Annotated in this window: 12 protein-coding genes and 1 riboswitch; of the genes, 8 read left to right on the top strand and 4 right to left on the bottom strand. The window is 73.4% G+C overall.

All coding sequences use genetic code 11. The features are described from left to right. Positions 1–63: 63 nt before the first annotated feature. On the bottom strand, positions 64–669 hold the full coding sequence (locus ABD080_RS02650) for a LysE/ArgO family amino acid transporter (protein WP_343903556.1): 606 nt from the start codon (positions 667–669) through the stop codon (positions 64–66). 85 nt (positions 670–754) lie between these two features. Between ABD080_RS02650 and ABD080_RS02655 the strand changes: the two genes are divergently transcribed. Beyond that, positions 755–1,657, top strand: coding sequence for an ArgP/LysG family DNA-binding transcriptional regulator (locus tag ABD080_RS02655; RefSeq protein ID WP_343903557.1), 903 nt, complete (start codon positions 755–757; stop codon positions 1,655–1,657). Between the two features lie 72 nt (positions 1,658–1,729). Further along, positions 1,730–2,152, top strand: coding sequence for a glycoside hydrolase family 130 protein (locus tag ABD080_RS02660; protein ID WP_343903558.1), 423 nt, complete (start codon positions 1,730–1,732; stop codon positions 2,150–2,152). 21 nt (positions 2,153–2,173) lie between these two features. Here the strand turns inward: ABD080_RS02660 and ABD080_RS02665 are convergent, their stop codons facing one another. Further along, a complete protein-coding gene (locus ABD080_RS02665) occupies positions 2,174–3,079 on the bottom strand; it encodes a hypothetical protein (RefSeq protein ID WP_343903559.1) in 906 nt (301 codons plus the stop codon). 122 nt (positions 3,080–3,201) lie between these two features. Then, entirely contained in the window at positions 3,202–4,983 is a 1,782-nt protein-coding gene (locus ABD080_RS02670) for a glycoside hydrolase family 2 protein (protein ID WP_343903560.1), read from the bottom strand. A gap of 421 nt (positions 4,984–5,404) precedes the next feature. On the opposite strand from ABD080_RS02670, the gene ABD080_RS02675 reads away from it, so the two are divergent. From ABD080_RS02675 to ABD080_RS02690, 4 genes are read left to right on the top strand one after another with little or no spacing between them, the layout of a single operon-like run. After that, positions 5,405–6,046, top strand: coding sequence for an ABC transporter permease (locus ABD080_RS02675; protein ID WP_343904621.1), 642 nt, complete (start codon positions 5,405–5,407; stop codon positions 6,044–6,046). A 1-nt stretch (position 6,047) separates the two neighbouring features. Beyond that, on the top strand, positions 6,048–7,325 hold the full coding sequence (locus tag ABD080_RS02680; protein WP_377827290.1) for an ABC transporter ATP-binding protein: 1,278 nt from the start codon (positions 6,048–6,050) through the stop codon (positions 7,323–7,325). Next, positions 7,318–8,136: an ABC transporter permease gene (locus ABD080_RS02685; RefSeq protein WP_343903562.1), complete on the top strand. Its 819-nt coding sequence runs from the start codon at positions 7,318–7,320 to the stop codon at positions 8,134–8,136. Before ABD080_RS02680 ends, ABD080_RS02685 begins: the two co-directional genes overlap by 8 nt. A 2-nt stretch (positions 8,137–8,138) precedes the next feature. Beyond that, positions 8,139–9,170 carry a glycine betaine ABC transporter substrate-binding protein gene (locus ABD080_RS02690; protein WP_343903563.1) on the top strand — a complete coding sequence of 344 codons (1,032 nt, stop codon included), beginning with the start codon at positions 8,139–8,141 and terminating at the stop codon, positions 9,168–9,170. Between the two features lie 18 nt (positions 9,171–9,188). On the opposite strand, the gene ABD080_RS02695 is transcribed toward ABD080_RS02690, so the two are convergent. Then, positions 9,189–9,860, bottom strand: coding sequence for a hypothetical protein (locus ABD080_RS02695; protein ID WP_343903564.1), 672 nt, complete (start codon positions 9,858–9,860; stop codon positions 9,189–9,191). Positions 9,861–10,060: 200 nt separating this feature from the next. After that, a riboswitch (TPP riboswitch) is annotated at positions 10,061–10,170 on the top strand. On the opposite strand from ABD080_RS02695, the gene thiC reads away from it, so the two are divergent. After that, entirely contained in the window at positions 10,170–11,921 is a 1,752-nt protein-coding gene (gene thiC, locus ABD080_RS02700; protein WP_343903565.1) for a phosphomethylpyrimidine synthase ThiC, read from the top strand. Its footprint overlaps the riboswitch before it by 1 nt. 69 nt (positions 11,922–11,990) lie before the next feature. After that, positions 11,991–13,244, top strand: a complete 1,254-nt coding sequence (locus ABD080_RS02705; protein WP_343903566.1) for an MFS transporter — start codon at positions 11,991–11,993, stop codon at positions 13,242–13,244. The last annotated feature ends 27 nt before the right edge of the window (positions 13,245–13,271 follow it).

Below are 13,271 nucleotides of genomic sequence, written 5' to 3' on the forward strand. Positions count from 1 at the left end.
GCACCCGCCGGGCGGCTGCGACCGGCTCTTCCACAGTACCGGGAGCAGGCGGAATCCGGCAGATCAACCGAGCGCGAGCATCCCCGCGACCACGACCATCGTCACGGCGACGGCCCCGTCGAGCACCCGCCACGAGCGCGGGCTCGAGAACAGCCGGCCCAGGCGCCGCGCGCCCACGCCGAGCGCCGTGAACCAGACGGTGCTGCCGGCCACGGCGCCGATCGCGAAGAGCCACGCCTGCCCGCCGTGGGTCGCGGCGATCGAGCCGAGCAGGAGCACGGTGTCGAGGTAGACGTGCGGGTTCAGCCAGGTCAGCGCCAGGGTCGTCGCGAGCACGGGGGCGAGGGCGCCGCGGTGGCCCCCGCCCGCCTCGATCTGCATCGACTCCCCACCGCGGATCGCACGGCGGGCGGCGAGGGCGGCGTAGGCGAGCAGGAACACGACCCCGGCCCAGCGGGCCACGACGACGGCCTCCGGCGCGGCGCGCACGAGGGCGCCGAGGCCGCCCGCGCCGGCGCTGATGAGCACCGCGTCGGAGACGATGCAGACGAGCACCACGGCGAGCACGTGCTCACGTCGGATGCCCTGGCGCAGCACGAAGACGTTCTGGGAGCCGATGGCGAGGATGAGGGAGAGGCCGGAGAGGAAGCCGTGGAGCGCGGGGGTCATCTGCTCGACGCTAGGGCCACTCGATCTGAAGCACCAGCGAGGATTCCTCACCCTCCTGAAGCAGCACTTCATCTAGGCTCGGCCCATGTCGATCGACCCGTCCCTCGCCCGGACCCTGCGGATCGTCGCAGAGGAGGGCACCCTCGAGGCCGCCGCCCGCCGCCAGCACATGACGCCGTCGGCCGTGAGCCAGCGGGTGAAGCAGCTCGAGCGGTCCGTGGGGCAGCGGCTGCTCGTGCGCGCGAAGCCCGTGCGGCTCACCGCGCCCGGCGAGGTGGTGGTGCGCCTCGCCCGCGCGCAGGCGCTCATCGAGGAGGAGGCCCTCGCGGAGCTGGGCCTCGACGCGCAGGGCGAGCACCCGCGCATCGGGATCGCGGTCAGCTCCGACTCGCTCGCCACCTGGTTCGTGCCCGCGCTCGCCGCCTTCATCCGCGAGCACGACGCGCAGCTCGAGCTGCAGCGCGAGGACCAGGACGTCACCGCGCGACTGCTCACGAGCGGCGCGGCCCTCGCCGCCGTCACCTCCGCGCCCGTGGCCCCGCCCGGCTACCGCTCCCTGCCGCTCGGGAGCCTCGTCTACCGGGCCGTCGCCGCTCCCGTCTGGATCCGGCGCTGGGCCGGGGCCGACGGCGGCGCCGCCGTGACGCCCGAGGTGCTCGCCCGCGCCCCGCGCATCGACTACGACGGCTCCGACGACCTCCAGGCCGGCTGGCTGCGCGCCCGCGGCGTGGACCCGGCCCTCGCGCCGCGGCACCTCGTGCCCTCCACCCATGAGCTCGCGGACGCCGTCGTCGAGGGCCTCGGCTGGGCGATGCTGCTGACCATGCAGGCGGAGCCCCTGCTCACGAGCGGCGACCTCGTGGACCTCGGCGGGCAGCCCGTCACCACTCCCCTGTTCTGGCAGGTCGCGAAGGCGCCGTCGGCCCTGCTCGAGGCGCTCACCGAGGCGGTGCTGCGCACGGCGCGGGAGGAGCTGGCGCAGGATTGAGCGGACGTCCCTGCGCGCATCGCACCGTCCCCGCTTCGGCCTGACGAAGGCCCTCGCGCCGCAGTTCGGCGGGTGACCCGACCCTGTCCCCCACGGGCTCCGGAGAACCCCAGCTCACGCTCTGTCGCCGAGGCGGGGCCAGCGATCGGCACCTCCCCCGTGCTCACGGACAACGGGCTGCTCGTCATGCTCACCAACGGCGCGACCCGCACCGTCCACGAGGACGGCACCGTCGAGGTCGACTACCGCTGCGGCCAGATCGCGATCGACCCCGCCGAGCCCACCAAGGTCCTCGCCCGCCTGCAGGATCCGTGGCTGCGCCCGCAGACCTACGAGGACACCCACGGCCTGGTCTCCAACGTCACCTTCGTCGAGGGGTTGGTGAAGTTCCACGGGAAGTGGTTCGCCTACTACGGGCAGTCGGACACGACCCTCGCCGTCGCCATCGCGGATCCCGCGGCGCCCTTCGGCACGGGGCTGCAGGCCGACGGCTGACGGCTGACCGCGCACCGCCTCTCACCACATCCCCGCCTCGACCTCCGCGATCGCGGCGCGCAGCACGAGCGGCGCCCGGTAGCGGGTGGCGATGCCGGCGCGCACGGAGCGGTCGAGCTCGGGGTCGCCGCCCTCCGCGCTGAGCACGCCCCAGCGCACGAGGTCCTCGAGGACCGCGCCGAGGTGCGCGAGCTCCCGCAGCGCGGTGGGGTGGGGGTGCCCGGTGTACGGATCCAGCGGCACGGAGCGGATGGCGGGGTGCTGGAGCAGGCCGGCGAGGTACTCGCACACCTGGCGGCAGTGGTCGAGGTCGCCGTCCATCGGCGCCCACGGCAGCAGCAGCCCCTCGGGCCGGGTGGCCAGGAGCAGCGCCTCGGTGAGGGGCTCGCGCGGGGAGTCCTCGGCGCGCAGCCACAGGTCGTGGCCCTGGCGCTGCAGGCGCTGGGCGAGGATCGCGGCGAGTCCGTCCCGCATCGCCTGGAGCATGGCCGTCCCGGCCGCGTCGCGGAGCGCCTCCCGGTCGGGGCAGAGGGCGGTGGGCTGCAGGACGTGGTCGACGATCTCCACCCAGCCGAGGCCCCGCAGCATCCGGGCCCGCTCGTCGAGCCCCGGGGCGGGGTCCCAGGTGCTCCAGCGGTCGCGGCGACGGGCCGGGGACCTGCCGCCGCGGCGGTAGGCACGGACGTCTGCGACGTAGAAGGTGCCGGTGCGGGTGACGCGGCGCCCCTCCCCCACGAAGTCGAGCAGGTCCTGCAGGTGACCGGGCCAGTCGAAGGCGGGGAGCTGACTGCGCAGGAGCGCCCGCCCCTCGGGGTCGTCGGGGTCGACGGCCTCGGGGACCGGCACGTCACCCAGGAACCAGGGGCGCGGGGCGGGACGGGGTGCGTCGGCGGCGGGGGCGTCGTCGGAATGGTCGATGAGAGTCATGCCGAGACCCTCGTCCCGACCGTCCCGGCGGACCAGCGGGCGCCGCGGAATGTGGACCCCACCGCGCTGGGGAGGAACGACCGCGGGGCACGAGCCCCGTCGGCCCCGTCGGCCCGCTCTGCTCAGCCCTCCCGGCGGCCCGTCACGAACGCCCTGATCACGGCGGGATCGAGCTTCGGGTTGCGGTCGGCGTCGGCGAGGCCGTTCGCCTCCTGCAGGGTGTCGGTGAGCTGGGTGTAGCAGAACCCGGTGACGACCTTGCTCGCATGGAGCGCGTCGAAGAGCGAGGCGACCTTCTCCCGGTACTCCTCCGGCGACGAGACCGTCGCGTAGCCCCAGGTGCCCTGGGCGGCGTAGGCGATGCCGCCGAACTCGGTGACCATGACCGGGGCGCCCTCGTGGAGGTCCACGGCGGCGTCGTCGATCGGTCGGCGACGCTGCGGGCCACGGCCGGCGATCAGCGCGGCGGCGGAGTCCTCGCTCGCCCAGGAGCGGCGCAGGGCGTCGGCGTCCGTCGTGTAGTCGTGCAGGGCGATGACGTCCCCGCCCATGAGCTCGTAGCCGTCGTTGGAGACGACGGGCCGGCTCGGGTCCAGGGCCTTCGTGAGCGCGGTCAGGGCGAGAGTGAGCTGGCGCTGCGGGAGCGAGTCGGCGAGATCGCGCACGCCCCAGGACTCGTTGACGGGCACCCAGGTGACGACGCTCGGGTGCGGCCGGCACTGCTCCACGATCTCCGACCACTCCGCGGTGATCAGGGCCGCCGCGCGCGGGCTGTAGGCGTAGGCGTTCGCGGTCTCGCCCCAGATCAGCAGGCCCAGCTCGTCCGCCCAGCGCAGGAACCGCGGGTCCTCGACCTTCTGGTGGATGCGGGCGGAGTTGAAGCCGAGCTCCTTGATGAGCTCCACCTCGCGGCGCCGGGCGTCCTCGCTGGGCGCGGTGAGGTGGGAGGTGGGCCAGTAGCCCTGCTCGAGCACGGAGCGCACGTAGTACGGCTCGCCGTTGAGCAGGAAGTGCCCGCGGTCGATCCCCGTGGTGCGCAGGCCCAGGTAGCTCGCGGCCTCGTCGCGCACCTCGCCGCCCTCGAGCACCTGCAGGTCCACGTCCACGAGCGCCGGATGCTCGGGGCTCCACAGCAGGCGGTCGCGGTCCTGCGTGTTGCGCACGGCGGGCACGTCGACCACGAGCTCGACGCGGGTCTCGTGCGCGCTCACCTCGACGCTCCCGAGCGTCTCCTCCCCCGCGCGGAGCGACGCCCGCACGGTCGTGCCCGGGGCGGGTCGGCGGGCGAGGCGCACGCTCAGCTCGACGCGGGCGCGCGGCATGTCGAAGGTGCTGTGCACGGCGGTGACGTGCTGCGCGGCGACCTCCTCGAGCCACACGGAGCGCCAGATGCCGGTGGAGCGGTGGTACCAGATGCCGTGCGGCTCCTCGCGCCAGTCCTGCTTGCCGCGCGGCTGCTCGGGATCGAGCGGGTCGTCGAGCGCGCGCACCACGAGCACGTGCTCCTCCCCTGCGTCGAGCAGGTCGGTGAGGTCGAGGGTGAAGGACGTCTGCCCGCCGACGTGGCGGCCCGCGTGGTGGCCGTCGACCCAGACGTCCGCCTCGTGGTCGACCGCGCCGAGGTGGAGGAGGGTGCGGTGCCCGGGCCGTGGGGCGGCGGTGATCGTGCGGCGGTACCAGAGCACGGGATGGAAGGCCGTGTCGTGGATGCCGGAGGCCTCGCTCTCCGGCACGAAGGGCACGGTGATCTCGCGGTCGAAGCGGCCCGCGGCCTCCGGGGCGTACCAGCGCTCGGCGAGGCCGCGGTCCTCGTCGTCATGGGCGAAGCCCCACACGCCGTCGAGGTCCGTCCAGGCCTCGCGGCGCAGGGTGGGGCGGGGATGGGCGGCGGCGGGCGTCGTCATGGGGTGGAGCTCCTACCAACGTGGGAATCGAGGTCGAGGGGAAGCGTACGGGGCGCGGGTCCCCGCTCCCTGCCCATGTCTCCTGTCGGGACGCCGCGACGACTCCGACCGCGACCGTCGGACCCTGCTGACCGCCCGTTCGACCACCTCTCGGGGATTCCGTTACGCCTTCGTGATCCCCCCACGGTGCCGCTCCCCGGAATCCCGCGCCCGACCTGCGCCGACGCCGACTCCCCGCGGGCGGCGGAATCGGCGCGAGAGCGCCGCGGGATCACGGTCCCGGCAGACCCGTGCTTGCCCTCATCTGCGCTTAAGCCTAGGTTCGAGAACTGCCAGGGGCCCGACGGGAGATCGCCGGAACTGCTCCACGTGCGAGCACACGGCCATCACCCGCGACCATGTCTGAGGCGATTCAGTGAACATCGGCGACTTCGTCCGATCGCGATCCGGCGAGATCCTCTTCGCCTCTTTCCAGCACCTGAGCCTGGTGGTCCAATCGGTCGTCCTCGCCACGGTCCTCGCCGTGCTCATCGCCGCCCTCGTGCACCGCAGCCCCGCCGCTCGCGGCGCCGCGAACTCCGTCAGCGCGATCGGCCTGACGATCCCCTCCTTCGCCCTCATCGGGCTCATGGTCGCCCCGTTCGGCTTCGGCGTGCTGCCCTCGGTGATCGTCGTCGTGTTCTTCGCGACGCTGCCGATCCTGCGCAACGCGATCGTCGGACTCGGCGGCGTCGACCCGGCCCTCGTCGAGTCCGCCCGCGGCATCGGCATGAGCCGCCTCGGCACCTTCCTGCGCGTCGAGCTGCCGCTCGCCTGGCCCGTGATCCTCTCGGGGGTGCGGGTCGCCGCCCAGATGGTCATGGGCGTCGCCGCCGTCGCGGCCTTCGTGCTCGGTCCCGGCCTCGGCGGCTTCATCTTCCAAGGCCTCTCCCGGCTCGGAGGGGCCGGCGCGCTCGAGTCGGTCATCACCGGCACCGTCGGCGTCATCCTCCTCGCATTCGTCCTCGACCTCGTCCTGCTCGGCATCGGCCGGCTCACCACCTCGAAGGGCATCCGTGTCTGACATCGCCCGCACCACCGCCCCCGCCGTCGACCCCGCGCAGGAGGACCGCCCGATCACCGGACGCTCCATCCGCCTCGACGCCGTCACCAAGCGCTACCCCGGGCAGGAGAGGCCCGCCGTGGACGGCGTGACCCTCGAGATCCCCGAGGGCCAGGTCGTCATGCTCGTGGGCCCCTCGGGCTGCGGCAAGACGACCACGCTCAAGATGATCAACCGCCTGATCGAGCCCACCGAGGGCCGGATCCTGCTGGGCGAGGAGGACGTCACCGGCATCGACGGCGACGAGCTGCGCCGCCGGATCGGCTACGTCATCCAGGCCGGCGGGCTGTTCCCGCACATGAGCGTCGCCCAGAACATCGCGATCGTCCCCAAGATGCTCAAGTGGGACAAGGAGCGGATCAGCGCCCGCATCGACGAGCTGCTGGACCTCGTGGGCCTCGAGCCCGCGGTGTACCGCGACCGCTACCCCAAGGAGCTCTCCGGCGGCCAGCAGCAGCGCGTGGGCGTGGCCAGGGCGCTCGCCGCGGATCCGCCGGTGCTGCTCATGGACGAGCCCTTCGGCGCCGTGGACCCGATCACCCGCCAGCGCCTGCAGGACGAGCTGATCCGCATCCAGCAGGAGGTGCGCAAGACGATGGTCATCGTCACGCACGACTTCGACGAGGCGGTGAAGCTCGGCGACTGGATCGTCGTCTTCCGGGAGGGCGCGCAGATCGTCCAGTACGACACCCCTGAGCGCATCCTCGCCGAGCCGGCGGACGAGTTCGTCGAGAACTTCATCGGCTCCGGCGCCGCCCTCAAGCAGCTCGCCCTGCGGCGCGTACGCGAGGTCCAGGTGGCCGACGCCGTCGTCGCCGACGCCGGCGGGGACGCCGCCGCGGCCCTCCGACGCGCGGAGGAGGCCGGGCACGGCCACGTCGTGGTCACCGACTTCCGCGGCCGGCCGATCGCCTGGCCCCACCGCCGCGCGCTCTCGCGCATGACGACGCTGCCCACCGAGCTCGACCCGGCGCTGCCCGTGGTGGGCTCCGGCGCGACGCTCAACGACGCCCTGGACACGATGCTCGTCTCGAGCGCGGGCGCGACCCTGGTCACCGGGCGCGGCGGCGTCTTCGAGGGCGTCGTCGACGTGGAGACGGTGATGGCCGCGATCTCCGCGGCCCGCGACGCGGCGGCCGAGCGCCCGAGCGATGCGCCCGTCGGCACCAACACCGGGGCCGTCGAGGCCGTGCCGGACGACGAGGCGGACGAGAGCCGCGAGGCGGCCTCCGATGTCTGAGACCGCCACGAGCACGGCACCCCCTTCCTCACCCGTGGAGTCGGCGACCCCCGCCGCCACCGGGACCTCCGCCGCGGCGGAGGAGACCCGGCGCGGATGGCGCGCCCTCGGCGTGCAGATCGCGGTGCTGCTCGCGATCCTCGCGGGCTTCGCCATCTGGCTCTCCGTGGCCCCGCTGAGCGACACCGAGCGCAACACGCTGAACCCGGCGACGCTGCTGAACCTCACAGGCCAGCACCTCGCCCTCACCCTGGTCTCGACCGTGCTGGTGCTCGTCATCGCGATCCCCCTCGGGGTCCTGCTGACCCGCAAGCCGTTCCGGCGGGCCGCCGAGCCGATCCTCGCGGTCGTGAACTTCGGGCAGGCGGCACCGGCCGTGGGCCTCATCGTGCTGATCGCCGCGCTCGTGCCGGACGGGTTCCGCGCCGCGGTGATAGCGCTCGTGCTCTACGCCGTGCTCCCCGTGCTGCGGAACACCATGATCGGGATCCGCGGCGTGGATCAGCGGCTCGTCGAGGCCGGCCGAGGGATGGGGATGACGGCGCTGTCCGTGCTGCTCCGCGTGGAGCTGCCGCTCGCCGTGCCCGTCATGCTCTCCGGCGTGCGCACCGCCCTCGTGCTGCTGGTCGGCACCGCCTCCCTCGCCGCCTTCGTGAACGGCGGCGGCCTGGGCCTGCTCATCACCACCGGCGTGAACCTCTACCTGTTCACGGTGCTCATCGCGGGCGCCCTGCTCATCGCCCTGCTCGCCCTGATCGTGGACTGGGTGGGCCGGGTCGTCGAGCACATCGCCCGGCCGAAGGGACTGTGACCATGCCCCGCACCTCCTCCCCCGCGACCTCCTCCGCGCACCGCAGCGGCATCTCCCGCCGGCACCTCGGCGCCTTCGCGGGCCTCGCCCTGCTGCCCCTCGCCGGCTGCGGCCTGCGCCCCGCGACCGCCTACACGCCGGACGTCGCCCCCGGCTCGATCACCCCCATCGAGGGCCTCCCCGCCGACGCCTCGCTCACGGTCACCGGCAAGAACTTCACCGAGCAGCTCATCCTCGGCAAGATCGGCGTGATCGCCGCCCGGGCCGCCGGCTTCCAGGTGGACGACCTCACCAACGTTCCCGGCTCCGTCCCCGTGCGCGAGCTCATGACCTCCGGCGACGCCGACATGACCTGGGAGTACACGGGCACCGCCTGGCTCACCTACATGGGCGAGACCGAGGGGATCCCGGACAAGCAGGAGCAGTGGGAGGCCGTGCGCGACGCCGACGTCGCCAACGGGCTCACCTGGCTGCCGCCCGCGCCGCTGAACAACACCTACGCCCTCGCCGTGCGCTCCGATGCCGTCGAGGAGCTGGGCGGCATCAGCTCCCTGAGCGAGATCGCGGACCTGCCCGTCGAGGACCGCACGATCTGCGTGGAGCCCGAGTTCAACTCCCGCGCGGACGGCCTGATCCCGCTGCTGAAGGAGTACGGCATCCCCCGCGACGCCGCCGACGGCGTCCCCGAGGAGAACGTCTCGATCTACGACACGGGCGCCGTGTACACCGCGACCGCCCGCGGCTCCTGCAACTTCGGCGAGGTCTTCACGACCGACGGCCGCATCGAGAGCCTGGACCTCACGATCCTCGAGGACGACAAGGGCTACTTCCCCGCCTACAACGTCGCCCCGGTGCTCAGCACCGCGACGCTCGAGAAGCACCCCGAGCTCGCGGACATCTTCGACCAGATCTCCCCCGCCATCACGGACGACGCCCTGCGCGCGCTGAACCTGCGGGTGGACGAGGGCGGCGAGCTCCCGGCGGACGTCGCCTTCGACTTCATGGTCGAGCAGGGGTTCGTCACGCGCCCCTGATCGGCCCGCTCCGGCAGGTCACCGCCGCACGGCCCCCGGCAGCCACCGCGACCCGAGCGCCGCGAGCCACGCCGCGGCGATCCCGATCACCGCGGCGAGCACGAGCTCGACGCCCCACAGCACGGGGCTCGGGATGCCGTGGTACATGACCGCCCACTGCGCGGGGAGGATCAGCAGGAAGCCCAGCACCAGCAGCAAGGTGAGCGGGCTGCGGCCCCGCACGATCAGCCAGCCCAGCAGCCCCACGGCCGGGCCGAGGATCGAGAGGTCCAGCATCCGCGGGAAGGGCTGCGGCAGGTCCAGGTCGCCCCGGAGGTACGAGATCACGAGGACCGTCCCGAGCAGGACGGGCACGACGACGACCGCCGCGGCGAGCGCCGCCCGCCACAGGGCAGTGGGCGCGAGCGCGAGACCGCCCGCGAGCACGAGCAGGCCGATCCCGAGCTGGACGATGCCCTGGAGCTTCAGCAGCGGGTCGTCGAAGCCGACGAACCCCACCGGGGACCACTGCGTGAGCAGGTAGGAGCCGATCACGGTCGCGACGAGGGCCATGCCGTAGCGGGCTCCGTCCCTCCGCTCGTGGCGGTCCGGCGTGGCGACAGGCGCGCCGAACTGCGGCCCGGGGAAGCCCGGAGGGGCGCCGGGCACGGCGGGCCGGGGCGCGGGGAGGCCGGGCTGGGGCTGGGTCATCGTCACTCCTGGTGGTCCCGCGGGGGCAGGCGCCCACTGTAGGCGGAGCGGTCGCCGATCACCGCCGATCCGGCAGGCCCGTCGGCCCGTCGGCCTGTCGGTCTATCGCGATCCGACTGGCCCCTCGCGATCCGACGGGCCCGTCGGACCTGCGGCCGGACCGCACCGCCGGCGTCCTCGCTCCTGGGGTACGGTGCTCGCCGATCCCTCGGGTGCCCGTCGCAACGGGCTGAGATCGGACTGTCGCGGTCCGAGTACCGACCGAACCTGCCCGGGTCATGCCGGCGAAGGAAGAAGGAGAGCGACTGCATGTCCGCACGCCCTGAGAACTACCCCACCCACACCCTCGACCACCTCGAGGATCCCGAGCACGGCATCCGCGTGCCCGTCACCCGGATCACCCAGGACCCCGCCCCGAGCGGCGCGGAGAACCCGCCCGTGACCGTCTACCGCACCGCGGGCCCCGGCTGCGCGCCGGAGGAGGGCCTCGCGCCGCTGCGCGAGGACTGGATCCGCGGCCGCGGCGACGTGGAGGCCTACACGGGTCGCAGCCGGAGCCTCGAGGACGACGGCCGCAGCGCCGTGCGCCGCGGGGAGGCGAGCGCGGAGTGGCGGGGCGCGCGGAGGGAGCCGCTGCGCGGCCTCGAGGGCCGACGGGTCACGCAGATGCACTACGCCCGCCGCGGGGAGATCACCGCGGAGATGCGCTTCGTGGCGCTGCGCGAGGGCTGCGACGTGGAGCTCGTGCGCAGCGAGCTCGCCGCGGGCCGCGCGATCATCCCCGCGAACGTGAACCATCCCGAGGCGGAGCCGATGATCATCGGCCGCGCGTTCCTCGTGAAGGTCAACGCGAACATCGGCAACTCGGCGGTGACCTCGTCGATCGCGGAGGAGGTCGCGAAGCTCGAGTGGGCGACCCGCTGGGGCGCGGACACCGTCATGGACCTCTCCACCGGCGATGACATCCACACCACCCGCGAGTGGATCCTGCGCAACTCCCCCGTGCCGATCGGCACGGTCCCCATCTACCAGGCGCTCGAGAAGGTGAACGGGGATGCGAACGCCCTGACCTGGGAGATCTTCCGGGACACCGTGATCGAGCAGTGCGAGCAGGGCGTGGACTACATGACGATCCACGCCGGGGTGCTGCTGCGCTACGTGCCGCTGACGGCGAATCGGGTCACGGGGATCGTCTCGCGCGGTGGCTCCATCCTGGCCGGCTGGTGCCTGGCCCGGCACCGGGAGAACTTCCTCTACGAGCACTTCGACGAGCTGTGCGCGATCTTCGCCCGCTACGACGTCTCCTTCTCCCTCGGCGACGGGCTGCGCCCCGGCTCCCTCGCCGATGCGAACGACGCCGCCCAGTTCGCGGAGCTCGACACGCTCGCGGAGCTCACCGCCCGCGCCTGGGAGCACGACGTGCAGGTCATGGTCGAGGGACCCGGGCACGTGCCGCTGCACCTCGTGCGGGAGAACGTGGAGCGCCAGCAGGAGCTGTGCCACGGCGCGCCGTTCTACACGCTGGGCCCGCTTGTCACGGACATCGCCCCCGCGTACGACCACATCACCTCCGCGATCGGCGCCACCGAGATCGCCCGGTACGGCACGGCGATGCTCTGCTACGTGACGCCCAAGGAGCACCTGGGCCTCCCCGACCGCGACGACGTGAAGACCGGCGTGATCACGTACAAGATCGCCGCCCACGCGGCGGACGTCGCCAAGGGCCACCCCGGCGCCCGGGACCGCGACGACGCGCTCTCCAGGGCCCGATTCGAGTTCCGCTGGCGGGACCAGTTCGGCCTGTCCCTGGACCCGCAGCTCGCCGAGCAGTACCACGACGAGACGCTCCCGGCGGAGCCCGCGAAGACGGCGCACTTCTGCTCGATGTGCGGGCCGAAGTTCTGCTCGATGCGGATCTCGCAGGACATCCGCGACACCTACGGGGACATGCCCGCCCAGGAGCGGATCGCGCTCGAGGGCATGGAGGCGAAGTCCCGGGAGTTCCGCGAGCAGGGCGGCACGGTGTACCTGCCCTCCCGGTCGGTGCCCGCTCGGCCGTAGGATCCAGGAGTCCTCACCGGTGCCAGCGTCGGCAGCGATGCCCTGAACCACCCCGCGCTGGAGCCCCCGTTGAGCACCTCGACCACCACCCCGCCGCCTGCGGCCCCCGCTCCCCTGCCCCCGGGCCGGCTGCGGCTGGTCATCCTCGCGATGGCGCTCGGAGCCTTCGCGATCGGCACCACCGAGTTCGCGTCGATGGGCCTGCTGCCGCAGATCGCCCGCTCGCTGGAGGTGAGCGTGCCGCAGGCCGGCATGCTCATCACGCTCTACGCGCTGGGCGTGGTGATCGGGGCGCCGCTCGTGACGATGGCCGCGGTGCGGGTGCCGCGGGCGAGGCTCCTGGTGGTGCTCATCGCGCTGATCGGCCTCGGGAACCTGGCCTCGGCGATTGCGCCGAGCTTCACGGTGCTCGCCCTCGCCCGCTTCGTGGCGGGGCTGCCGCACGGCGCGTTCTTCGGGGTCTCGGCGCTCGTCGCCTCGCGCCTGTCCCCGCCGGGGCGGCGCGCCCGCTCGGTGTCCCTCGTGATGCTGGGCCTGACGATCGCGACGATGCTCGGCGTGCCGGCGTCGACGGCGCTCGGGCAGTCGGTGGGCTGGCGCTCCGCGTACGTGATCGTCGTGGTGCTCGCGGCGGCGTCGACCCTCGCGATCTGGCGCCTGGTGCCGGAGCCGGAGGGTTCCACGGGCACCGGCTCGATCCGCGGGGAGCTGGGGGCGCTGCGCCGCGGCCAGGTGTGGTTCGGGCTCGGGATCGGCGCGATCGGGTTCGGCGGCATGTTCGCCGTGTACAGCTACGTGGGCGAGATCGTGCCGGGGGTGATGGGCCTCGGCGAGCGCGCCGTGCCGGTCGCACTGTTCGTGTTCGGCGTGGGCATGACGGTGGGCAACGTGATCGCGGGCCGCCTCGCGGATCGGAGCATCTACGGCACGATCCTTATGGGCCTCGTGGGCATGGCGATCACGCTCGCGATCTTCGCCCTGGTCGCCCAGCACGCGATCGCGGGGATGGCGCTGCTGTTCGCGATCGCGGTGACCTCGCAGCTCATGGGCCCGTCGCTGCAGCTGTTCCTGCTCGACGCCTCGCCGGACGCCCCCTCGCTCGCCGCGGCCCTGCACCACTCCGCGCTGAACATCGGCAACTCGCTCGGGGCGGCGCTCGGCGCGGCGGTGCTCGCGGCGGGCTGGGGCCTGCTCGCCCCGGCGTGGACCGGCGTGGTCCTCGCGGTGCTGGGGCTCGGGATCGCGGGCGCGTCGCTGTGGGTGCACCGGCGCTCCGTCGCGGCGACCGTGGCGGAGGACGCCCCGGTGCCGGCGGCCTGCTGAGTCAGCCCTGCGAGGGGTGCCGCCCGA

Origin of the sequence: Brachybacterium rhamnosum, from assembly GCF_039526185.1 — a bacterium.
Classification (GTDB): Bacteria; Actinomycetota; Actinomycetes; order Actinomycetales; family Dermabacteraceae; genus Brachybacterium; species Brachybacterium rhamnosum.

Bases quoted from the DNA above. Each gene is read 5' to 3' on its own strand.
- ABD080_RS02690 (WP_343903563.1), top strand. From the start codon at position 8,139: ATGCCCCGCACCTCCTCCCCCGCGACCTCCTCCGCGCACCGCAGCGGC.
- ABD080_RS02695 (WP_343903564.1), bottom strand. From the start codon at position 9,860: ATGACCCAGCCCCAGCCCGGCCTCCCCGCGCCCCGGCCCGCCGTGCCC.
- ABD080_RS02650 (WP_343903556.1), bottom strand. From the start codon at position 669: ATGACCCCCGCGCTCCACGGCTTCCTCTCCGGCCTCTCCCTCATCCTC.
- thiC (WP_343903565.1), top strand. From the start codon at position 10,170: ATGTCCGCACGCCCTGAGAACTACCCCACCCACACCCTCGACCACCTC.
- ABD080_RS02685 (WP_343903562.1), top strand. From the start codon at position 7,318: ATGTCTGAGACCGCCACGAGCACGGCACCCCCTTCCTCACCCGTGGAG.
- ABD080_RS02655 (WP_343903557.1), top strand. From the start codon at position 755: ATGTCGATCGACCCGTCCCTCGCCCGGACCCTGCGGATCGTCGCAGAG.
- ABD080_RS02670 (WP_343903560.1), bottom strand. From the start codon at position 4,983: ATGACGACGCCCGCCGCCGCCCATCCCCGCCCCACCCTGCGCCGCGAG.
- ABD080_RS02665 (WP_343903559.1), bottom strand. From the start codon at position 3,079: ATGACTCTCATCGACCATTCCGACGACGCCCCCGCCGCCGACGCACCC.